20 protein-coding genes and 1 riboswitch are annotated in these 21,810 nt (G+C 42.0%); of the genes, 12 read left to right on the top strand and 8 right to left on the bottom strand.

Going from position 1 to position 21,810, the window contains the following annotated elements:
- Positions 1-22 precede the first annotated feature (22 nt).
- The 4 genes from NSS82_RS29815 (at position 23) to NSS82_RS29800 (ending at position 4,751) form a co-directional block, all read left to right on the top strand.
- On the top strand, positions 23-577 hold the full coding sequence (locus NSS82_RS29815) for a TetR/AcrR family transcriptional regulator (RefSeq protein ID WP_038573882.1): 555 nt from the start codon (positions 23-25) through the stop codon (positions 575-577).
- Positions 578-647: 70 nt separating this feature from the next.
- Positions 648-1,355, top strand: coding sequence for a DNA alkylation repair protein (locus tag NSS82_RS29810; protein WP_038573880.1), 708 nt, complete (start codon positions 648-650; stop codon positions 1,353-1,355).
- Between the two features lie 244 nt (positions 1,356-1,599).
- Positions 1,600-1,682: riboswitch (glycine riboswitch) on the top strand.
- Positions 1,683-1,829: 147 nt separating this feature from the next.
- A complete protein-coding gene (locus NSS82_RS29805) occupies positions 1,830-3,212 on the top strand; it encodes an amino acid permease (RefSeq protein WP_036682353.1) in 1,383 nt (460 codons plus the stop codon).
- A 375-nt stretch (positions 3,213-3,587) separates the two neighbouring features.
- A complete protein-coding gene (locus NSS82_RS29800; protein WP_249267648.1) occupies positions 3,588-4,751 on the top strand; it encodes a sensor histidine kinase in 1,164 nt (387 codons plus the stop codon).
- Positions 4,752-4,838: 87 nt separating this feature from the next.
- Here NSS82_RS29800 and NSS82_RS29795 read toward each other — a convergent pair whose 3' ends face one another.
- From NSS82_RS29795 to NSS82_RS29770, 6 genes are all read right to left on the bottom strand, one after another.
- The gene (locus NSS82_RS29795) at positions 4,839-5,744 is read right to left on the bottom strand and encodes a DUF5643 domain-containing protein (protein ID WP_076272977.1); all 906 of its coding nucleotides are present in this window, start codon (positions 5,742-5,744) and stop codon (positions 4,839-4,841) included.
- A 23-nt stretch (positions 5,745-5,767) separates the two neighbouring features.
- Complete coding sequence (locus tag NSS82_RS29790; RefSeq protein WP_036682348.1) at positions 5,768-6,934, bottom strand: DUF4179 domain-containing protein; 1,167 nt, start codon at positions 6,932-6,934, stop codon at positions 5,768-5,770.
- Positions 6,927-7,469: a sigma-70 family RNA polymerase sigma factor gene (locus NSS82_RS29785; protein WP_235219471.1), complete on the bottom strand. Its 543-nt coding sequence runs from the start codon at positions 7,467-7,469 to the stop codon at positions 6,927-6,929. The genes NSS82_RS29790 and NSS82_RS29785 overlap by 8 nt, the downstream gene beginning before the upstream one ends.
- 223 nt (positions 7,470-7,692) lie before the next feature.
- Positions 7,693-8,280 (bottom strand): class I SAM-dependent methyltransferase, encoded by a 588-nt coding sequence (locus NSS82_RS29780; RefSeq protein WP_038573872.1) that lies wholly within the window; start codon positions 8,278-8,280, stop codon positions 7,693-7,695.
- Between the two features lie 37 nt (positions 8,281-8,317).
- On the bottom strand, positions 8,318-8,473 hold the full coding sequence (locus NSS82_RS29775; RefSeq protein WP_170914150.1) for a hypothetical protein: 156 nt from the start codon (positions 8,471-8,473) through the stop codon (positions 8,318-8,320).
- A gap of 193 nt (positions 8,474-8,666) precedes the next feature.
- The gene (locus NSS82_RS29770) at positions 8,667-9,131 is read right to left on the bottom strand and encodes a VOC family protein (RefSeq protein WP_038573867.1); all 465 of its coding nucleotides are present in this window, start codon (positions 9,129-9,131) and stop codon (positions 8,667-8,669) included.
- A 158-nt stretch (positions 9,132-9,289) separates the two neighbouring features.
- On the opposite strand from NSS82_RS29770, the gene NSS82_RS29765 reads away from it, so the two are divergent.
- The 8 genes from NSS82_RS29765 to NSS82_RS29730 all read left to right on the top strand — a co-directional run bounded on the left by NSS82_RS29765 (position 9,290) and on the right by NSS82_RS29730 (position 20,232).
- Positions 9,290-9,724, top strand: a complete 435-nt coding sequence (locus NSS82_RS29765; protein ID WP_038573865.1) for an Lrp/AsnC family transcriptional regulator — start codon at positions 9,290-9,292, stop codon at positions 9,722-9,724.
- 100 nt (positions 9,725-9,824) lie between these two features.
- Positions 9,825-11,561, top strand: a complete 1,737-nt coding sequence (locus NSS82_RS29760; RefSeq protein ID WP_076105121.1) for a sensor histidine kinase — start codon at positions 9,825-9,827, stop codon at positions 11,559-11,561.
- 5 nt (positions 11,562-11,566) lie between these two features.
- Positions 11,567-13,147, top strand: coding sequence for a response regulator (locus NSS82_RS29755; RefSeq protein ID WP_306031739.1), 1,581 nt, complete (start codon positions 11,567-11,569; stop codon positions 13,145-13,147).
- Between the two features lie 195 nt (positions 13,148-13,342).
- On the top strand, positions 13,343-14,263 hold the full coding sequence (locus NSS82_RS29750) for an ABC transporter permease (protein WP_036682339.1): 921 nt from the start codon (positions 13,343-13,345) through the stop codon (positions 14,261-14,263).
- A gap of 40 nt (positions 14,264-14,303) precedes the next feature.
- The gene (locus NSS82_RS29745; RefSeq protein ID WP_036682338.1) at positions 14,304-15,185 is read left to right on the top strand and encodes a carbohydrate ABC transporter permease; all 882 of its coding nucleotides are present in this window, start codon (positions 14,304-14,306) and stop codon (positions 15,183-15,185) included.
- A gap of 54 nt (positions 15,186-15,239) precedes the next feature.
- Positions 15,240-16,826 carry an ABC transporter substrate-binding protein gene (locus NSS82_RS29740; RefSeq protein ID WP_036682336.1) on the top strand — a complete coding sequence of 529 codons (1,587 nt, stop codon included), beginning with the start codon at positions 15,240-15,242 and terminating at the stop codon, positions 16,824-16,826.
- Positions 16,827-17,206: 380 nt separating this feature from the next.
- Positions 17,207-19,633, top strand: coding sequence for an RNA polymerase recycling motor HelD (gene helD, locus NSS82_RS29735; protein WP_076272976.1), 2,427 nt, complete (start codon positions 17,207-17,209; stop codon positions 19,631-19,633).
- Between the two features lie 14 nt (positions 19,634-19,647).
- Positions 19,648-20,232 (top strand): Crp/Fnr family transcriptional regulator, encoded by a 585-nt coding sequence (locus NSS82_RS29730; RefSeq protein WP_036682333.1) that lies wholly within the window; start codon positions 19,648-19,650, stop codon positions 20,230-20,232.
- Between the two features lie 8 nt (positions 20,233-20,240).
- On the opposite strand, the gene NSS82_RS29725 is transcribed toward NSS82_RS29730, so the two are convergent.
- Positions 20,241-20,960, bottom strand: a complete 720-nt coding sequence (locus NSS82_RS29725) for a DUF4386 domain-containing protein (RefSeq protein WP_076272975.1) — start codon at positions 20,958-20,960, stop codon at positions 20,241-20,243.
- A gap of 81 nt (positions 20,961-21,041) precedes the next feature.
- Entirely contained in the window at positions 21,042-21,623 is a 582-nt protein-coding gene (locus NSS82_RS29720) for a TetR/AcrR family transcriptional regulator (protein ID WP_036682330.1), read from the bottom strand.
- Positions 21,624-21,810: the final 187 nt, after the last annotated feature.

Raw genomic sequence — 21,810 nt, 5'->3', positions numbered from 1 at the left:
TAAACGATAATAGAGGGATGAAATGACTGAACATAAAAGAGTTGACCCACGAGCCATTCGCTCAAAAAAGATGTTGAAAAACGCTGTTTTTTCATTATTGGCCGACAATGTGGAGATTTCGCAATTGACCGTCCAAAAAATCGCCAACCGCGCGGAACTAAATCGCGCAACGTTTTATTTGCATTATGAGGATATTAACGATTTATTGCGCCAGATCGTACATGAAATCTTCGATGACCTATCCATGAAGGTTGAACCGCTATTACAAATGAAGAGCAACAACGAACAGGAGCAGCTGATCACCTTTTTAAATTATTTTTTTGAATACCGGAAAGTTTTTGCTGTATTGATTGAGCATAAAGGCTTCAAAAACCACTTGACCAACCTGTTAAAAAATACTGTCGAAAAACGAAGAAACGCGAGGAACATTGACTCTACTAAGGAGGTAGTCTCCGTTGATATTATTGCAGCCTCACTACTGGGGATTATTATGTGGTGGATTAAGGATGGCAACCAATATAGCGCTGAATACATAGCGGGGCAAATTACCTTGATGTATAAAAGAAGATATTTATAAGGGCTTTTATGATATATTCAAGTAAAGTTTGAGTCCCTAGCCAATATTCATAAAAAAGGAAGTGCGAACAATGGATTTAGAAACGGTCATGCAAGAGCTTGAAGCTCTCGGCAAGGAACGCACCAAGAAAATATATCTATCCAATGGCGCGCACGAACCGCTTTTTGGTGTGGCCACAGGCCAGATGAAGCCTATCTTCAGAAAAATAAAACATAATCAACCCTTGGCCGAGCAGCTTTATGCTACAGGAAATTATGACGCTATGTATTTTGCCGGGGTGATCGCGGAGCCTAAAGCAATGACAGAGTCGGATTTTGAGCGGTGGATTGCTGGGGCTTATTTTTATATGCTATCGGACTTTGTGGTGGCAGTAACGTTGGCGGAGACGGATATTGCACAAGAGGTTTCTGATAAATGGATTGCAAGTGAGATAGAGTTGAAAATGTCGGCGGGCTGGAACTGTTACTGCTGGCTGCTCGGAAATCGCCCGGACAGTGAATTTTCCGCAGAAAAATTGGCCGCTATGTTGGAGCTTGCTAAAAATACGATTCATGATGCCCCTGAACGAACGAAATACGCAATGAACAATTTCATCTACACTGTGGGCGTATCCTATCTGCCGCTTCATGATAAAGCGGTTGAGATTGCAAAGGAAGTTGGTCCGGTGGAAGTCCATACCGGTAGTGCAAAAAGCAAGATTTTGAATGCTTCAATTAATATTCAAAAGGCAGTTGATAAATCGCAGCTGGGCTTCAAACGAAAACATGTAAGGTGTTAGTCAGTCATGGAGTGCTAAGGAGAGCGTATTGAAGGTTGTGCCTGCAGACAGAAGAATTGGGGGCTTGGCTGACAAGCCCTTAATTGTGTGCAATAAAAGTTAATGGAACAATAATAAAGCGGTAATTAATGTTATTGACAAAATATTTGACAATGATTAGTATTGAAAAATATTAAAAATGAAGTTAGCGACATAAAAATTAAATAATTCGCAAGCTATGATTGCTATGGATCACACTATAGCAGGAGCAGCTTCTGGAGAGACCGTGGGGGAATCCCCCGGCGCCGAAGGGTTCACAATCTCAGGCAAAAGGACAGAAGAGTACTAGATAATTCATTTGTTATTCTGATCATCGTCAGAATAAATAAATGTATTTTATTTATTATTCTTATACCTAAGAGATTGGAGCGTATCCAATCTCTTTTTTGTTATCATTTTCACTTGTTATTTTTTTCACATAAGGGGGAGTTCGAAATGGCAGCACAAGAATTAAAGAGAGATTTAGAGAATCGACATGTTCAGCTCATTGCGATTGGTGGAACCATCGGTACCGGATTATTTTTAGGATCTGGAAAAGCTATACAGCTGGCAGGACCATCGATCATTTTTGCTTATTTAATCGTGGGTATCGCTATTTTCTTTGTGATGAGGGCATTGGGAGAACTTCTGTTGTCAAAAGCAGGTTATCAATCTTTTACAGACATTGCCGAAGACTATCTTGGACCGCGGGCGGCGTTTGTAACTGGATGGACCTATTGGTTTTGCTGGATCATGACGGCTATGGCCGATATTATAGCTGTTGGGGTCTATGTACAATATTGGTTTGATATCCCGCAATGGATACCCGCAGTCATTTGTTTAATTATTTTATTAGGACTCAATTTATTAACTGTAAAAAGCTTTGGCGAATTGGAATTTTGGTTTGCTTTAATTAAGGTAATCACTATTCTCGCGTTAATTGCCATAGGGGTAGTTTTACTGGTGATTGGATTCAAAACAACTACCGGAACGGTTGCGCTCAGTAATATTTGGGCACATGGGGGAGTATTTCCAAACGGGATTTCCGGGTTCTTACTTTCATTTCAAATGGTTGTGTTTGCTTTTGTGGGTGTGGAATTGGTGGGGGTATCAGCAGCGGAAACATCCAATCCAGAAAAAACTATCCCATCGGCGATTAATAAAATACCTTTACGAATTCTATTTTTCTACGTGGGTGCTATTATTGCCTTATTATGCATCAACGCTTGGACAGAACTAAACCCGGCAGAAAGTCCTTTTGTTAAAACATTTAGTTTAGTGGGGATTCCGATTGCCGCGGGGGTTATTAATTTCGTTGTATTAACTTCAGCTGCTTCTGCTTGTAACAGCGGGATGTTCTCAACAAGCCGGATTCTATACAATCTAAGCAGAAATGACCAGGCTCCAGCCAACTTTGCAAAGCTTAATAAAAATCATGTACCAAGTAATGCTTTATTCATATCCACGCTTGTCTTATCTGTAGGGGCTTTGTTGAGTAAGCTGATTCCGGAGACGGCCTTTGGCATCGTGACAACGATTAGTGCCATTTGTTTCATCTGGGTTTGGGGCGTCGTTCTAATTTGCCATTTGCGATATAAAAAGACGAAGCCGGAATTGCAGGCCAAATCAAAATTCAAGGCACCGTTCACACCTTTTGTGAATTATGTTGTTCTAGCCTTGTTTGCAATCATACTCATAATTATGCTGTTTGCTGATGAAACTCGTCCGGCATTATTGTTGACGCCTTTATGGTTTATTTTATTATTTGTTTTGTATTCGATAAATAGAAGAAAGAGGGAAAGAGATAATAAAATAATCAGGACCGAAACACCTCTCTAGTTTATGAGGAAAGCTTTAACCGGCGCAGAAGCCGTGGTTATATTCAACCGCGACTGGGCAGGGAGCCCTTGCCGGTTTCAAGCGTTCCTACATGGACGTTTGCTTAAAGAATATGCAAAGTTAAACAGAAAACCGGAAGATACTGTTAAAATGGTATCTCCCGGTTTTTTAGTTTTTTACAAACTATAATATCATCGAGTTTACAGTTTTTTTCAGTTATTGTTTATTACTATTTCAACTGATATAATTCTTATTTCGACAATAAGTTTACAAGTAAGATAACTATCGTAATGGTAAAATCAATTTAAAAGTGGTGAATTCATGAGAGAGTTCTACAGTCGGGTGAATCGAAAAACCTATTACATATTAATGTTAATGATCATCGTTCTTATGATGTTTGGATTGATACTATCTACCCTAGAGTTAGATGGGATTGATTTTGGTTATATCATTCATTTTTTATGTGTGGCGTTTCTAACGGTTTGTTTATGGATTTACCCTGAGCATGAGACACATACTTTTAGAAAGATTATCATTCTATTTGGATTTGCGTATTTTTATACGCTATTCTTTTTATATCCTCAAACATGGACTACCTATATCCTCATTTGTCTTATTCCTGCACTGTCTATTCTATTTTTTGATTTAAAATTGTTCTATTTTTCCTTCATTATAAATGGGGTACTAATGGTAGTTACATTTGGCTATATCCTCTTGATTGATAGAGGGGATTTATATACATATTTACATTATGATATGCTAGGCAATTTCATTAATATAATAGCGGTTCAAGTGTTATTATTTTTCATTTTTCAAATATCATTTAAACGGATGAAAAAACAGCAGCTTTATTATGAACAATTACAGCAATCTGAGCGTTTAAAGATGGTTGGACAATTAACAGCTGCCGTTGCGCACGAAATTAGAAATCCAGTGACAGTGGTTAGAGGTTTTTTGCAGTTTTTTGATGAGGATCCTTCATTTGATGATCCTATGAAAAGAAAATTTAAATTAATGATTGATGAATTAAACACAGTAGAACAGATTATCTCGCAATTTCTAACCCTTTCAAAGCCAAATGGAGAGCAAAAATTAGAAAAAGTAGATGTGAAGGATGTACTTGAAAGTGTTACAGGATTGCTCCATTCCTACGCAATGTTATCTGATAATCAAATCGTTACCTACGTAGAAGAAGATTGCATGATTTCTATTAATAAAATTGAATTTAAGCAGCTGCTTATTAATATAATAAAAAATGCTTTAGAGGCTTCGGAAGTTGGTAAATCTGTCTCTATTATGGCGAATAGGAACAATAATTTTATTGAGATAACAATCATCGATGAAGGAAGCGGGATGTCGGAAGCTGAGGTTAAGTCGCTAGGCACTCCTTTTTATTCATTAAAAAGTAATGGAACAGGTTTAGGATTAATGATTTGCTTTAATATCGTAGAAAAATACGGCGGGGAAATTTATTATAGTAGCTCTGAAGGTAAGGGGACAACAGCTACTATCCGCTTTTTAGCTATAAATGATCAGTAATAATGAGCCTTCTTTCAATTGAACAAAGGGGATTACCTCAAGCCTTCGGCTGGAGAGGTAATCCCCTTTTCCTAGCTGCGTTAACGATTATTTTAGAGGGATTTTGATCTCCAGTTGCTTGTTATAATTTTTAACTACATTGCCTTTGGCATCTAATTTATAAGCCCCGGTGTTGCCTTTTTCAAATACGGCTTGATAAGGTCTGATAACTAGATACTCAGCGGCTGAGCGAGGTGCATCGAACAATAAATCTTCAGAAACCGTATTTTGAGTTGCTGCAATAGAATCTCTTGCAATAGATTCTAATTTATTGCCCAGATTATCATAAATGTCATATCCTAAAGCCTGGCCTTGGGTGGCAACCCCTTTAACCGCTAAAGCGATACGCACAGAAGTCTCTCCCGCAGCAACACGGGTGGTTTTGATTTCAAATTGGTTGTCATTCTTTATAGCAGGCAGCTGAATATTACGCACTAATCCTGCTTGCTTGAGGGAAAATTTAAGTACATACGGGTTTTCGATTCCGTTAAGCTTCACATAGATACTCAATTCAGAGGAAGCCAGGCTTGCCTTTTGTTGCTCGGTTAGCCATCCGGTCTGCAATACAACAACCGCCTTGTTGGCATCTCCGTCACTGATCCAGCGTGGTGTTTTTAAATCGATGCCTCCTGGTTGAGCGAGCTTGGCGTCTATTCCCACAATAGTACCTTCTGCAAGATAGGGTTCGCCTTTATCATTTAAGGTTACTCCTGCGAGCATTCCTGAAAATAGCGATCCCTGACGGCTCAGGTCGATCTTAATATAATTACCGTCAAACTGTGCACTGCCCTTTAAAGTAAGCTGATCGTGTGAATCGGCGACTTTTGTTGTATTCAGGGAAGCTTCAACAGCGGGTTGGGCACTGGATGCTTGAGTTAAAGCTGGCATTCCCAACGCTCCTAGGCATACAGCAGCACTTAAAATTACAGACATCTTCTTAGTCATTTTTTTCATGATATTATCAAGCTCCTTAATTTTTATTTAACTAGCACGTTTATCTCTAGACCGTCAATATAATGCTTCACTGGGTTTCCAGAACTGTCTGTTTTAAATGCTCCATTCTTACTTTGTGGGTTCTCAAACTCATAAAGATAGCCACGGATTGTGAGCATATTAGGGTGTTTCTCAAATGGCTCAGTAAGCAAATCGACATTAAGTGACCTATTGGAAGTCGAGAGGACTTTCTGCGAAATATCTTTCAGCACCTGTCCTTGTTGATCCTTTACTTCAAAGCCCACTAAACTCAATGCTGTATGATCTTCGTCTGTATCCTGTTCCAGCATGAGCGACAGGCGTGTCGTTAATGGACTATATTCCAGCTTTTTCAGGATCAAACTCCATCCTCCAACTTGTGCGCGTATATCAGGTGTGGAAATTTTATTAATCGTAGCCTTCCGCGCAGGAATTTGGAGAACAAACGGTTCATCAATACCGTTTAAGTCAAGGGTTACGGTCAATACAAATCGATCAGGAAAAGGTTTGTTGGAGATCCCCGAATTCGAGGAATCCACTAGTCTAAAAATAGCTGTGTTGCTTTCAGCACCTTCTATCCAGCTTAGAAACGGCATAGCTTTCCAGAGACCTTCTGAAAATTGCTCCAGGGAAGCCCCGTCGATCAATACTTCTGCAGAGGTTATCGCACCTTCCGCTAGAAAAGGCTTCCCATCCGCTCCAATCGTTACTCCGGCTAGCTTACCTTCCAGTTCTTCTCCCTCACGCTTCACCGAGAATGCCAACCGGCTGCCATCAAATACAGCCTCTTCGGCAGACAAGGTGATCCCTTCATGCGTATCACTGCTGTTTAGACGGGAAGTCAGTCCCAGACGCTGGGCCGCTTGTAATCCTATATCATCTGCCCGTTCAAAAATACCACCTATCAAGGGAAGCTGCTTGAGCGCATTGGCCAACGTAGGCGGATAGATAGCCGTTAGCATAACACTTAACAATATCGCCGCAGTCACAGCAGCTGTGATTTTTGGATATATCCGCTTTTTCTTTTTCTTTTCCTTTTCCACAGGATCCTGGACAATGGTGGCCAGCGATGCATAAATCGAATCCTGCCGTGATCGTAGTAAAGGAGGAAGCTCCTGTATATTAGCTTTCCCTAGCTCCCTGATCTGCTTTTCTAAATTGTTATTATTCATTAGCAAGACCCTCCTCCGGCACAGGATGTATCTGTTTGGACAACAATCTCCGTGCGCGATGGAGTCGTGCCCTGACCGCTCCCTCGGAGATGTCGAGCACATCTGCAATCTGCTTAATGGATAAATCGTCATAATAAAAAAGCACGATAGCAAGCCGCAGGGATTCGTCCAACTGATTAATGAAGCTTTGCAGGTCTACGTTGCCTGAATCTTCAAAATGCACATAGGAAACGACCGGTTCCTCGGGAATTTCCGCCACAGCTATAGTTCGTTCTCGCATACGAAGTAACTGATTGCATTCATTAATCAGGATGCGTATAACCCAGGTTTTAAAAAACTTAGGCTGCTTAAGGTTGGCCAACCCTTTATACACCTTCAGTGTTGTTTCCTGAAGAGCATCCGCGCAATCTTCATCTTTTAGCAGAATGGTTTTGGCTAATCTGTACAACTGGGATTCCAGTTGCCTGAAAAGACGGGTAAACGCCTCGTGGTCGCCTTTCTGCGCTTTTTTGATATCCAGTTCGTTTTCCAGCAAATGATTTTTCCTCCTTGAGGGCCCTCTGTATAATTAGATGGAGAAGACATACAAAAAGTTATATTTAGGATAAAATTCATTCTCCTGGACAAATCACTTACCTCGGTAGTGGTATAAAGTCCGTGCAATTCATTGTTTTGGCAAGGGGAGTTTCAAGTGGATAAACTGAAAAAAATCCAGAATTACCACCTTAACTGAAAAGAAGTAGTGGGGTAATCCTGAATTAAAAAGTGTATACATATACCTTGGTACGCAGTGTGTCCGTGCATGTTATGGTACGGACAGGCTGCATGCCTGGAAGGGCAAAACAAATGCTAATAACCACCGCACCCGGCAGTAGCTCACGCTTGAACTTTTCCGCCAGCCGTTTCATCGCTCCGGGAAATAAGTAACAAAGAACAATATCCGCATGCTCGTAAGAACTGCTATAAATATCCCCACGTACATAACGGAGCCTTCCGTGGAGCAGATTCTGGCCTTTGGCTGCTCGCAGCATACGTGTGCCGAACCTAGTAAGCAGCTGGGATGTCCATAAGGGAATACTGGAATTTTCAATGCCTGTCAGCCTTTTGCCTGGACATTGGCGAATAACATCCATACCAAGTGTTCCCCAACCCGATCCCGCCTCCACAATGCTGCTATATCCCGGAATCCGATTCACCTCAACGGCAACAGCCGAGCGTACAGATTTTGACGTAGGCATCGGCGATATCCCGTTCCTCCAGCTCACCAGCACAATCGACACCATGGATAACAAGGCTGCGAAGGCGATGAGCCAAGCGATGGCTTGAATCACAATCAATACGATCATTCCTTCTTCATCTGCTAGAAGTTGGCTTCAAATTCTCTTACTTTCTCCCAGCATTTCGTTTATCAACTTGATATTTATAAAGATCCTGAATTTCCTTGCTTTCAATATCTTGACCTACATAAAAAATCAGAGTGGGATCATTTACTGGATGGGCATAAGAAAGGTAAGTGCGATGTATAAAATCAAAATCCATCTTACCCAGCTGGAAATCGATTTGATATTTATCTTCTAAATAGATTTCAAATTGCTTTTTTAAAGCCAGAGACTTCCACGGAAGTCCAAAGAATAAAAAGTAGACTCCTATAAGAAATATCAAAAAAATTAAGAGGAAAAGCGACTTTTTACTGAGAATGGTATGTTTTATAATTCATAACCCTCCCTAGCGTTTATTCTACATGAACTTTGCTGGAAATATCAAAATCAACCTCTTCAAGAAATTCAATAACTTCTCCATTGGGACTGTGAATGATCGCGTTTTTTATTAGAAGAGGCGGTTCGCCCAGAGACAGAGAGTCCGGTGCTATAAAAGCTTTTGCCCCATGTGCCAGGGCTTTTTGATACATCTCCTCTACATTATCTACATAGAAGGCAAGATGTAATAACGCTCCGTGCGCTATATCTTCATCAGACAAGGCTTTTTTTCCTTGAGCGGCGATGACTGCATCATTATCAAAAATCTCAATGCAGGTTCTGCGGTCAGGTGAAATCAGCATGGAGGCTTCTTTGATCTGAAAGGATGGCAGACTCCAATGATGACCTAGCTTAAATCCTAAAACGTCAATATAGAAAGAAATAGTTGCTTTATAGTCTTTGGCTTGAATCGCTACATGTGCAAGGCCTTTTACACTCATTTATAATCGCTCCCAACTTTAATATATACTTATTATAGTTGTATTAAAATATGAGATATATATATAAGATAAGTGTTTTGTAGTAATATGGTTATTAAATTTAAGGTATTTTAGTGGAATCAGTTTATTTTATAAAATGGGTCTAGGAGGCGCTTGCTATGGAACAACTTATAGATGACATTGATAAAAAGATTATGCAATTACTTCAGTACAATGCCCGAATGTCTATTTCACAAATCAGCAAAGAGGTTTCGATGTCACAACCCTCTGTTAAAGAACGAATGATCAAGCTGGAGGAAAGGAATATCATTTCTGGGTATCATACAGCTTTTAATCTACGAGATCTGGATCGGGGCACAACTACGTTTATTCTATTAAAAACAGAACATTGCCAAGAGATTACGGATTTTTGCAAAAATGCTATGGAAGTTACCGATTTATATCGGATTAGCGGTGAATATAATTATCTCATAAAGGTGCAAACCGCGTCGATTGAGGAGTTAGCTGAATTCCAAGACAACCTTATAAAGTTTGGACCTTCAAAATCTCATATCAGTCTGAAAAATATATTGGAAAACAGGGTGTTGCTCTAAAGCCCATTTTCCAAACACAATATCTAGTAACCGCTTTCATTCCATTGTAGAATGGATGAAAACAACGTTAGCATTGACTCGGATACAAGGGAGCATGGGTATGGAGAGGTTTTTATTCAGTAAAAAGTATATTCCGTTCACCTATAAGATGATGATACCGTACCTCATTCTAGTATTGCTGACAGATGTATTGGTGGGTTATATAGCTTATACGATGCTCGTAGAGTCCAGAACGGAAATGGCGGAAACGAATGTCCGGACAGCTTTGAAGCAGACGAGGAACAATATCGAATATCAGACAGATGAAATCAAACGAATGACTAACTCGCTGTTTCTCAATACGAATTTTCAGAATGCTCTGCAGTTTAGGGGAGATGCATTGGAAAACATGCTCAAAATGAGGGATGACATCGTTCCTTATATGAAAGCCCCTCTGCAATTGTATGGGAACAATCTGAGACTTGTGCTCTATACCGCGAATGAGACGATGCTTGAAATCCCCGGTGATGATATGTCTGTACCTATCGGTAGAAGCGATTATTATATTCTTTCTGATCAGGTTATTGAAAATAAGGAATGGTTCAAGTCGATCGTTGCCAATAACAAAGACAGCTTGTGGCTTCAGGCGGACAGCGACAGTGAACTAAGCAATATTTCGTATTTCCGCAAGCTGGTTTCTTCCAAGGGAGGCCCGTCGATTATTGGTTATATTCGCGTCACGGCGAGAATTGACGAGCTTTTTGGCAATTTCGATACTTTTCCAATTGAACAGGGCATAGACCTTCGCCTAGTGGATAGGGTTAGTGGATTAACGCTTTATGAACAAGGTATTGTCGATGAACATGCGAAGCAAGATGCTTATCTGATCATTAGTGAAGATATTCCGTTGTCTGACTATGCTATCGAGGTACGGGTGCCGCATGCATACTTAAATAAAGATGCTAGCCGAATGCAGAAGGTGATCACCACGGTTTGTTTGATCAGCTTTTTAGTCATGGCGGTGATCGGCTTCCTCGTTGCCCGCATATCAGGCAAAAAAATTAAGCGAATCGTATATTTGGTCCGGTCGTTTCAGGAAGGGAATTTTTATAAAAGAATTGGGTTTGCCGGGAACGATGAATTTGTCTACATTGCTAATAGTTTTAATCAGATGGCGACTAGCATCCAGGACTTGATCCAGAACGTCTATGAGCAAGGTATTCAGAAAAAGCAAGCAGAACTGGATGTGCTTCAAGCTCAGATCAGTCCGCACTTTTTGTACAATACATTGTCGACCATTGGCAGCTTGGCCAATTTGGGCGAAGTTGAGAAGGTTACACAGATGGTACAAGGTCTTTCTAAATTCTATCGCCTCACCTTGAATGAAGGACATGTCTATATCTCTCTTGAAAAAGAGCTGGAGCAGGTAAGGATGTACCTTGAAATTCAGAGGGTAAAGTATGCCGATGCTTTTGAGGTTTATTATGATATTGATCCTGATATTTTACAGGTTCCCATCATCAAGCTGATTTTGCAGCCATTTGTAGAAAATATATTCAAGCATGCTTGGTTTGGGGAGACGATTGCGATCCGGATTACCGGAAAACGGCTGGGTGAACGCATCGAGCTTAAGGTTATCGATAACGGAATTGGTATGCGGGCGGACACACTGCGAAATATGCGTTCGAGCTCATTCCATTCGAGCAGCTATGGACTGAGAAACGTGGAGGAACGAATCAAGTTGAGATACGGCAATGATTTCGGCATTCATATCGGCAGTTACTTTGGGGCAGGAACGACCGTTCAAATTATCTTACCGGTGGATAATGCGGAAATCCGGGAAGTTATGGGGGAGTAAATAGTATGGCGATGGAGATCAACGTTCTGCTGGTGGATGATGAAGTGATCGATTTGGAATGGCTGAGACGGCGGGTGGCGGGCAGTGATCATTTGCCTTTGCATAGCGTGAGAACGGCAACGAGCGGTTTTTCCGCTTTAAAAATGATGGAGCAGCACCGCGTTGATATCATTCTCTCCGATATCCGCATGCCGATTATGTCAGGTGTGGAATTTGCCCGGAAAGCGAAGGAGATTAACCCTGAGGTCCATCTGCTTTTTATTAGCGGACATCAGGATTTCAACTATGCCAAAGAGGCGATTCAATTAAATGCCTCCGGTTATTTGCTTAAACCCGTCGATGATGACGAGTTGAATAAGACGCTGACTGAACTCTGCGCCAAGATTGAGAAGGAGAGGAAGCAGCATATTTCCTTGTCGGAAACACTGACGCTTGTGAATCAGGAGCTGCTGCTGCGCTGGTTTAACGAGACTGCCCCGGGGCAGGTCGAGACGCACATTCACAACGTTCTCACGTCATACTTACAAGGCGCGTCGGCGGTCGCCATCGTCGAGATCGACGATATGGCACGGAAAATCCAAACTTGGACGGAAGAAGAGCGGAGTTTATGGAGCAGCACCGCCAATCAGTTTATCCGGAAGTTCGCGCAAGATCAAAATTTAGGCATGGTCATCACAACCTATGACTATCATTTTGTGATCCTAGCTGCGGTTCAGGAACAATATTTTACCGCTTTGATGGAAGAGCTCATTCGGTCATTCTATCAGGAGTTCTCCTGTTCAATTACGATTGGAAGAGGGATGTACACAACAGAACTGGGTAAGCTGCATGATTCCTATCGGCAAGCTCAGGCTGCTTTAAGTATTAAATGGATTGTTGGGAAAAACAGAATCATCCAAGATGCTTCGGAATGGAGCCCGAAGGAAAAAATCGCCTCAGATTTAGAGGTTATTGTGGACCGGATGCTTAAAGCGATGCTCGACTACGACCTTACCACCATTGATGATTGTTTGCTGAAGCTGTTTGCCGGGGACAGTCCGCTCTCCCAGAAAAACGACATCTACGATATCATTATTCGAATTACCTCCAAGCTTCATGCCGATCTGCAGCAAATGAACGAGCATCTATACGAGATTTTAAATTGGGATTCGCATCATCCCTTTGTGCTGTTTCAGTTCGAAACGGTGCATGATATTCTCTCGTGGCTGAGAAGAAGGTTCTTTGAGTTGTCGGAGCTGCTTTATTTGAAACGGCAAAGACAAAAGCGGAAGTTAATTGATGAAATCACGGAATATGTGAAAGAAAGATTAGATCAAAAAATAACGCTGAACGAAGTGGCCGCCCACTTCGATTTTACGCCTAACTATCTGGGTCATTTGTTCAAGCTTGAAACCAACAGTTTATTCAGCGATTTTTTAAGTGAATTACGGATGAAACGGGTATGCGAGCTGCTCGAAGATCCGACTAAGAAAGTGTATGAGATTGCGGAACAAGCCGGATATAAAAATATTATTTATTTTAACAGACAGTTCAAGCACTACATGGGCATGTCGCCCGGCGAGTACCGGAAGAAAAATAAAATCTAACAAAACAGCGGTGAAATGAAAACCCGGCGATGATTTTTCTGTTATTGGAAAATCGCTGCCGGGTGTTTTTGGTTTATCCGCTAACCTTTTTTTGTCGAATCGTTGAATTAGTATTATGTTTAGTTGTTTCGCTGAATTATCTAAGCGTCTTCGCCCTTTTATAATGAGAGATATAGAGAAGAGAGGGGTGCAAAGATGAAAGGGCATACATTTTGGAGCGATTTGAAAAATTACAGGGTTCTCTTGCTGATGCTGGCTCCGGCGGTTGCTTTTTTCCTTCTGTTTGCCTACGTCCCGATGGCGGGTATTATTATTGCCTTCAAGCATTACGATTACGCGGGCGGTATTTTTGGAAGTGCCTGGAACGGACTCGACAACTTCCGCTTTTTCTTTGAATCAGGCGATGCTTGGCGTGTAACACGAAATACAGCACTATATAACATTGCGTTTATCGTCGTCAATAACAGTTTGCAAATTTTTGCAGCGATTATGTTGTTTGAGGTCGGTGGTAAATGGTTCCGCAAAATCACACAATCGGCGTTGTTCCTGCCTTACTTTATCTCATGGGTCGTTGTCGGAGCGATTGCTTATAACCTGCTCAATTATGATATTGGCACCGTGAATGCTTTGCTCAGAGGTATCGGACTCCAGCCTGTCGATATTTATAATACACCTTCCTATTGGCCGTATATCCTGGTTATAGTTTCTGCATGGAAAAGTCTCGGATACGGAACGGTAATGTACTTGGCTGCGATTACGGGGATAGATACAGAAATGTATGAAGCGGCCGAAATTGATGGGGCTAATATTTTTCAGCGAATTATGAAAGTAACCATTCCAAATTTGTATCCGACGATTATTATTCTGGTGCTGCTGGCGGTCGGAAATATTTTCCGTGGTGATTTCGGGATGTTCTATAATATGATCGGCAACAACGGCTTGCTGTTCTCCTCGACAGACGTTATCGACACTTTCGTATTTAGGTCACTGATTACTTCGAATGATATCGGCATGTCAGCTGCAGCTGGTGTTTTCCAGTCCGTTCTTGGCTTTGCGACGATCATGTCAGTGAACTATGCTGTCCGTAAATACGACAAAGACCGCGCTCTGTTCTAATCGTATCAGGAGTTAAGTCTTTCATAATGGAGGTAACGATATGAAGCAGCTCGATCGTAAAATATTTTCAGGTATTGGTTATGTGTCCCTGATTTTTCTCTCAGTTTTATGTATTTTCCCTTTTATACTTGTCGTATCTTCATCCTTTACGGAAGAAACCAAAATCCTAACGGATGGTTATCAATTTATACCGACGGCCTTCTCAACCGAGGCCTACAGCATTTTGTTTAAGTATCCCGAACAGATGATTCAAGCCTATATAGTGACAATAGGGGTTACTATACTCGGCACGGTGCTTGGCTTGTTTCTGACTTCGATGACTGCTTATGCGCTATCCCGAAAAGATTTTAAGTGGCGCAATAAATTTTCATTCTTCTTTTTCTTTACGACTTTGTTCAGCGGCGGTTTAGTTCCGTGGTATCTGCTTATGGTCAACTACCTGCATATGAAGGATACGCTGATGGCCTTAGTGGTTCCGATGATGCTCAATGTCTTTTATATCATTGTTATGAAGTCTTTTATGGGCAGCATTCCGGAAGCGATTGTAGAATCAGCAAAAATTGACGGCGCAGGCGACTTTAAGATCTATGCTCGTCTAATCCTGCCGCTGTCCAAGCCGGCGTTAGCTACCATTGGATTGTTTCTAGCGCTAGCCTACTGGAATGACTGGTACAATGCATTGCTGTTTGTATCGAATGAAAACTTGATGCCGCTTCAATATTATTTGTATAAAATGCTAGGCAATATGGATGGCATGCGCAAAGCGATGATGGGTGCAGGGGCAGTCGTAACGACATCGATCCCAACCGAGAGTTTGAAAATGGCGATGACAGTTGTGGCCACTGGCCCGATTTTGCTGGCTTATCCATTCGTGCAGAGGTATTTTGTCCAAGGTTTGACGATTGGTGCTGTGAAAGGATGAACCCGGGGACACTCGGTTTATCAATATAATTAAACACAAGGGGGAAGGCTTGAGATGCTGAAGAGAAATAGATTGATAATGCTAGCGCTCGTTTTAACCTTCGTAATGATTCTAAGTGCATGTGGTGGTGGAAACAACAATGCTAATACTTCTGCACAGGCTACAAATAATGCGTCAGAGGGGGGAAGCGACACTACGAACACCTCAGAACCTGCAACTACCTCAGACACCCTTGATACCTCAAAAGAAGTGAAGCTGAAAATGATTTTTGTTGGCCCTAAACCGATAGACTATGATAGCGTTTTTGCTGAGATTAATAAAAAGCTGAAAGAAAAAATTAATGCTACTGTAGAGGGCGAGTTCCTGGATTGGTCGGACTGGGCGCAAAAATATCCGTTGAAGCTGGCAGCAAATGAAGATTTTGACCTCATCTATTCGGCAAACTGGGCTGGCTACAATGACCAGGCGTTGAAAGGCGGATTCCTGGAATTGACTGATGAGCTGCTTACCAAATATATGCCGCAGACTTTAGCAGCCATGTCTGATGTGAGCTGGGATCAGGCTAAAGTAAACGGCAAACTGTACATGGTTCCACAAAACAGAGGGGAATCCGTTGAAAAACTGATTTTGTACCGTGAGGATTTGCGTAAGAAATACAATCTTCCTGAGATCAACAGCCCAGAAGCGTATGCCACTTACTTGAAAACCATAGCGCAAAACGAAAAAGGAATTACACCGTTCACTCCGGAAACAGGAGACTGGAAATTTCATAATTTGGACCGTGTATTGCTGAAGCAGCAAAACGAATGGAATATGTTTGATCTCGACCTTCCGTTTGCTTTCAAATTGACGGATGAAAAAGGGCAAGTATTTAACGTATATGAAACCCAAGAGTTTAAAGATCTACTCGTATATTACAAAGATCTTGCTGATAACAATGCATGGTCGAAAAACGTCCTTAACAGTAAAAATGATCATCAGGCCGATTTTAAAGCAGGCAAAACAGCATCGATTACACACAACAACGGAACACTTGGAGCACTTATGGCTTTGATGCGCCAAGAGAATTCCCCTTATGAAGTAGCTTTGGCTGACATCAACCAAGGCAAGAAGAAATCAGTGGCAATTTCAACACAAAACGGTACTTCGATCCACGCTACTTCCAGAAATGTGGAACGCTCCTTGATGTTCCTCGATCTGATGCAAAATGATAAAGAACTGCACGACCTGATGATGTACGGCCTTAGCGGTGTACATTACGAAGCGGTTGGCGATGACAAATATAAAGCACTTGAAAAGAATCCGAACTTTATGGGCTTCTCTAACTGGAACTTCAACTCGCCACTTAACCGTGACAATGAAGCATTCCCGCAAGAAGCAAACGATCTGGCTAAAGGCTGGGAAGCAAATGTCTATCACTACGCGCTTGAAACCTTTGTATTCGATAACAGCAAAGTGAAAACGGAAATTGCCAACATTGGTAACGTAATGCTCCGTTATGCGATTCCGCTCGAATACGGCGTAATTAAAGATATCGATAAAGGTCTTGAAGATCTGAACAAGCAACTGAAGTCCGCTGGCATTGATAAAATCCAAACCGAACTGCAAACTCAAATTGATGCTTTTTTGGCAAACAAATAAGATAAGGAATAAGGGAGACCTAACAGTCATCAAATGGCTGTTAGGTCTCCCTGTTTAATTGAACTCATCCGCGGGTGAAGTCGCTATCGGACACAGCGGACCCCACAGTCGCTGAAAATCAGTAGACTCAGGAGAACGGATACTCTTTGTGAAAAGGAATAAAAAAGAAGAACCGGCATGAGCTGCCGGTTCTTCTTAATATATAATTTGCGCACAACGAAATAACGTGGTAATATGAGAAGACCACTGTTAATACGTGTATTTTAGACAGATTTATTACATCTTATTTATACATTAATAATACCATGCGGATTAGCAGTTTGTCAAATTTGTATTTTTGCTTCTTGATAACAACCTTGAAAAGGAGCGTGTTAGTAAAAATGTTAAACGAAAAAGATTGGCAGCGAGAACAGGAACGGCTAGATTTGGTCACGGAAGAATTGCAATCAAAGATTGGCGAGCTGGAACCGGAAGTGACAGGATTACGTGAACAGGTAACGGACATCCGCAAGCGGTTTTGGGAGGAAGTTACGGTCAATACGAGCACACATGAGGATTTCGAGGAGACCTTTTACAGTATAAAACAGCAAGAAGCGTTGTTGTCTGAACGGGAGCGTAGTCACCGCCAACGGATGCAGCGTTATAAGAACATGAAACGGCTGCTGCCGTCGCCCTATTTTGGACGAATGGACTTTCAAGAAGATGGGTTGAACTCCAGTGAGCAAATCTATGTCGGGGTGGCGTCTTTCATCAATGCAGAAGGTGTGAATTTTCTGGTATATGACTGGCGGACACCTATTGCAAGTATGTATTATGACCATTCGCCAGGCCCCGCCTCTTACGATACACCGGGAGGACAAATCTCGGGAACGATGATGCTGAAGCGGCAATACCAGATCCGTCAGGGTCAGCTTCAGAACGTGTTCGATACGAGCTTAACGATCGGTGATGAATTACTTCAGCAGGTGCTTGGTAAGGGTGCGGATTCACAAATGAAGAGCATCGTGGCGACTATTCAGAAGGAACAGAATGCTATTATCCGCAACGATAGTAGTCGTATGCTCATTGTGCAGGGGGCTGCGGGCAGTGGGAAAACATCCGCAGCGCTGCAACGGGTAGCCTATTTGCTATATAAACACCGCGATAGGCTCAAGGCGGATCAGATTGTTCTTTTTTCGCCTAACCCGATGTTTAACAGTTATGTATCCACGGTGCTTCCCGAGCTTGGCGAAGAGAATATGCAGCAAACTACCTTTCAGGAGTATGTTGATTATTGGCTCGGATCTACGGTTCGTTTAGAGGACCCGTTCGAGCAGATTGAATTTGTACTGACGTCCAAAGCTTCTCCAGAGTATGAAGCGCGCCTAACTGGAATGCAGTATAAAGCTTCAGAAGCTTTTCTGCATGCTCTGCAAAACTATGCGTTGTGGTTAGGGAAGGAAGGGATGTTGTTTCATAGTATCCGTTTTCGGGATCGCGAGTTGATTACTGCGGAGCAGATGAAATCACAATTTTACAGCTATGATAGCTCCATTCGTTTGGCTAATCGCATCGTTTTATTGCGTGAATGGCTACTGCGTCAGTTGGCTTCGCTGGAGCGTCAGGAACAGGAGGCATTCTGGGTTCAAGATGAGCTTGATTACCTCGATACCGATCAGTATGCCGAAGCTTACAGTGAGATACTTAAGAAATATCGGCGGGAAGAAGCCGTCTTTGATTTTACGACTCAGTATCTTGAGAACTATGGGGATTTTCCTAATCAGGATCAAGGGGAAGAGAATGTTTTTGACTTTGGTCTGCAGGAAGAAGAACTGCTGCGCCGCATGATTGTGAAGGAGCACTTTAAACCGCTGAGACGCGATGTCAAACGGTTCAAGTTCATAGATACGATTGGGTTATACGATCAGTTGTTTATTGATGAAACCATCTATCGGAGAATGACAAACGAGACTGAGTTGCCTGCTCAGTGGCAGGGGATCTGTAAGCAAACGAAGGAAAAGCTGAGCCGCGATGAACTCTTTTGCGAGGATGCGACTCCATTCCTGTATTTAAAAGAACTTGTCGAGGGGACTCGTATGAACACAGAGGTGCGGCATCTGTTTATCGATGAAGGCCAGGATTATTCGCCGTTCCAATACGCGTTTCTCAAACAGCTGTTTCCCCGCGCGCGCATGACTGTGCTCGGCGATTTCGGCCAAGCGATTTTCCCGCAAGCAACGAATTTGCACGAGGTGGATTCGCCTTTGATCCGGCTTTATGGGGAAGATGAAACGAGCCTGATCCGTCTAATTCGAAGTTATCGATCAACTCGTCAGATTGTGGAGTTTACGAAGGCGTTGCTGCCTAAGGAGGAGATCGTACCTTTTGAAAGAGAGGGTGAGAAGCCGTTCCTAGTGAAGGCGAGTAGCGACGTAGAGCGGGCGATAAGAATTAAAGAGGATCTCGCGGCGCTGATGGCTGAAGGGCTCGACTCTATTGCCGTTATTACCAAGACTGCAGCTGAAAGCCGTGCGGCCTATGAAGAATTAAAGAAACAAGGATGCGAAGCTCTGCGGCTTATTACGAAGGAGACGCTCACTTTTGAGAAGGGCATTTTAGTAATTCCCGCTTATCTCGCAAAAGGGGTTGAATTCGACGCCGTACTGATTTATGATGCTTCCACACAGACGTATGATCGGGAAAGCGAACGCAAGCTTTTTTATACAGCCTGTACGCGTGCGATGCATCGGCTTCTGCTGTACACAACGGGTGATTGGTCACACTTTATTCAGCGGTTAGAGGTATCTTTATATGAGGTCGTGCAATGAGATTGGAGAGATAAATGAAAAGCATATTGTATAAGTATATGAGTAAATTTACATCTCTTAACGAAATGGAACAGCAGGATATTGTTGAAGGTATTCCTATTGAGGAATACAAGAAGGGAACGGTACTCCTTAGACAAGGAGACGTTCCCTCAAAATGTTTTTTTGTGTTAAAGGGATGTGTGAGGCAGTCCTCGGTAGATGAATCGGGCAAAGAAGTCACATCTAATTTTTATACGGAAGAGCAAGCGGTTTCGATTTTTAATCGGCATCAAGAGAGTAGACCCTCAGCGTACACCTTAACCTGCCTAGAAGACAGCATATTGGTGGTTGGTGATCTTAATGCGGAACAGGATATGCTCCATAAACACGCTCAGCTGGAAACCATGATACGCAAAATGGTAGAGGAAAACCTGGGTGAGGTTCAGGATGAGTTGACTTCCTTTATTGCTTCCAATCCTGAAGAACGTTACAAAGCCTTGTTACAAAAAAGACCTCATTTACTTACCCGTGTCCCCCAACATCAACTAGCCAGTTATTTGGGGATTACGCCAGAGTCATTAAGTAGAATTAAGAAGCGGGTTCATTCCGGTGATGAATAGCAAAATCGTTATACACTTTTGGGGATTTTTCCACCTCTAAGCAGTAGCCATATCCCAAAGCCTAGTTCTCCTACAATCATAGGAATAGTAAAAATAAAATTAAGTGTTGTAATGACTGCCTCATATTGTGGGAGAAACATTTTGCTTAGATGAATGATAATATAGCCTATTGAAGCAAGCAGCAGCAGGATGCTGATTACTTTAGGAATGACATCGGATTTTAAAGCCACATAGCCCACTATTAACAAATGCCCGCCAAAAACGATTAACCCCATAGACCAAATGAATTGAAATGCATCCAGAAATAACATCATAAATGCTTGAGTTTGTTCGATTGTTAATGTGGAAAAGCCATTTGTGTTTCCCGTGAGCAGCAGCACAAATATCAAGGTTAAGATAGAGATTGCCAATATAGCGGAATAGGTTAAACGGAGCCATGCGCCGAGTAATGAAAGATTTTTGTTGACGGGTTCTAGAAACACATAAAACGCCCAGGCGACCAGAATGTCAGCAATCATAATGATGATCCAGCCCAAGATTTCCCCTTTGAAAAGGTTGTTGGAAGATACGATGTTAATAAATGTGGCACTGGCATCGCCTTGCACAACAAGAGTCCCATGGACAAAGCCATATGAAAAAAATGAAGCGAGGGTCATGATGATCAGTGATATTCCAGCTGTTAAAGCGGACTTACGCTGATTCGACAGGTCTTTTTCTGAGATAGCCATAAGATAGCCTCCTAAAGGACTTTTATTTCATTGTAATTAGGAGTACTATGTCGGGCATTGACTTAAATCAAGACTCTGAATTTAATCAAGCGAAGTAAGTATCATTGTTATCGCGTTATCAACAAAGGATCGCTCTGGGCGAGATTTCAAGAGTACAGTAAGCCCTATTAGCGATACGATTAGTGCCTGTGCCAAGGCCTTCGCATTTACACCACCCTTAAGCTCACCTGATTGTATACCGCGTTCAATAGTTTCTTGAAATATGACCGATAAATACATTTGATGTTCTCTTGTAAGGATCTCGAATTTCTCATCATGAGGTGCCAGCTCGACCATTGTATTGATGCAAAAACATCCTCGGTTCACACTGCCTGAATACTCCTCCGCCACCACATCTTCAAAAAAACTACGAAAGGCTTTTTTCACGGATGGATTGCTTTGAAGTTGGGCTCGGACACGAGAAGCATGGGACATCGTATATTTACGTAGCGCAGCTTCGAACAATTCTTTTTTGTCTCCAAAAGCTGAGTATATACTGGGGCGTTGGATGCCCATTCTGGAAGTTAAATCACTTAATGAGGTAGCCTCATATCCCTTCTCCCAAAATAGCTCCATAGCTGATTCTAATACTTTTTCTTCGTCAAATTCGCGGGTTCGAGCCATTGTTAACACCCCTCGTTATATTTGATTTCAATAATTGATTACCGAACAGTATTTTATAATACTAGAACTAGTCGTCTAAATTGTCAAATGAAAGTCGGTGGCATCAAATATTTATGTTGACATCATTTGTTTTGTGAGATAAATTTACTGAGCACAATAACATACTGATCGGTATGTAATGTGTTTG

This window comes from Paenibacillus sp. FSL H7-0735 (assembly GCF_038008505.1).
Taxonomy (GTDB): Bacteria; Bacillota; Bacilli; order Paenibacillales; family Paenibacillaceae; genus Paenibacillus_AQ; species Paenibacillus_AQ odorifer.
Note: the sequence above shows the minus strand (reverse complement) of the source record. Positions and strands in the feature narration are given on the sequence as shown.

Bases quoted from the DNA above. Each gene is read 5' to 3' on its own strand.
- NSS82_RS29815 (WP_038573882.1), top strand. From the start codon at position 23: ATGACTGAACATAAAAGAGTTGACCCACGAGCCATTCGCTCAAAAAAG.
- NSS82_RS29810 (WP_038573880.1), top strand. From the start codon at position 648: ATGGATTTAGAAACGGTCATGCAAGAGCTTGAAGCTCTCGGCAAGGAA.
- NSS82_RS29805 (WP_036682353.1), top strand. From the start codon at position 1,830: ATGGCAGCACAAGAATTAAAGAGAGATTTAGAGAATCGACATGTTCAG.
- NSS82_RS29800 (WP_249267648.1), top strand. From the start codon at position 3,588: ATGATCATCGTTCTTATGATGTTTGGATTGATACTATCTACCCTAGAG.
- NSS82_RS29795 (WP_076272977.1), bottom strand. From the start codon at position 5,744: ATGAAAAAAATGACTAAGAAGATGTCTGTAATTTTAAGTGCTGCTGTA.
- NSS82_RS29790 (WP_036682348.1), bottom strand. From the start codon at position 6,934: ATGAATAATAACAATTTAGAAAAGCAGATCAGGGAGCTAGGGAAAGCT.
- NSS82_RS29780 (WP_038573872.1), bottom strand. From the start codon at position 8,280: ATGATCGTATTGATTGTGATTCAAGCCATCGCTTGGCTCATCGCCTTC.
- NSS82_RS29775 (WP_170914150.1), bottom strand. From the start codon at position 8,473: ATGGATTTTGATTTTATACATCGCACTTACCTTTCTTATGCCCATCCA.
- NSS82_RS29770 (WP_038573867.1), bottom strand. From the start codon at position 9,131: ATGAGTGTAAAAGGCCTTGCACATGTAGCGATTCAAGCCAAAGACTAT.
- NSS82_RS29765 (WP_038573865.1), top strand. From the start codon at position 9,290: ATGGAACAACTTATAGATGACATTGATAAAAAGATTATGCAATTACTT.
- NSS82_RS29760 (WP_076105121.1), top strand. From the start codon at position 9,825: ATGGAGAGGTTTTTATTCAGTAAAAAGTATATTCCGTTCACCTATAAG.
- NSS82_RS29755 (WP_306031739.1), top strand. From the start codon at position 11,567: ATGGCGATGGAGATCAACGTTCTGCTGGTGGATGATGAAGTGATCGAT.
- NSS82_RS29750 (WP_036682339.1), top strand. From the start codon at position 13,343: ATGAAAGGGCATACATTTTGGAGCGATTTGAAAAATTACAGGGTTCTC.
- NSS82_RS29745 (WP_036682338.1), top strand. From the start codon at position 14,304: ATGAAGCAGCTCGATCGTAAAATATTTTCAGGTATTGGTTATGTGTCC.
- NSS82_RS29740 (WP_036682336.1), top strand. From the start codon at position 15,240: ATGCTGAAGAGAAATAGATTGATAATGCTAGCGCTCGTTTTAACCTTC.
- helD (WP_076272976.1), top strand. From the start codon at position 17,207: ATGTTAAACGAAAAAGATTGGCAGCGAGAACAGGAACGGCTAGATTTG.
- NSS82_RS29730 (WP_036682333.1), top strand. From the start codon at position 19,648: ATGAAAAGCATATTGTATAAGTATATGAGTAAATTTACATCTCTTAAC.
- NSS82_RS29725 (WP_076272975.1), bottom strand. From the start codon at position 20,960: ATGGCTATCTCAGAAAAAGACCTGTCGAATCAGCGTAAGTCCGCTTTA.
- NSS82_RS29720 (WP_036682330.1), bottom strand. From the start codon at position 21,623: ATGGCTCGAACCCGCGAATTTGACGAAGAAAAAGTATTAGAATCAGCT.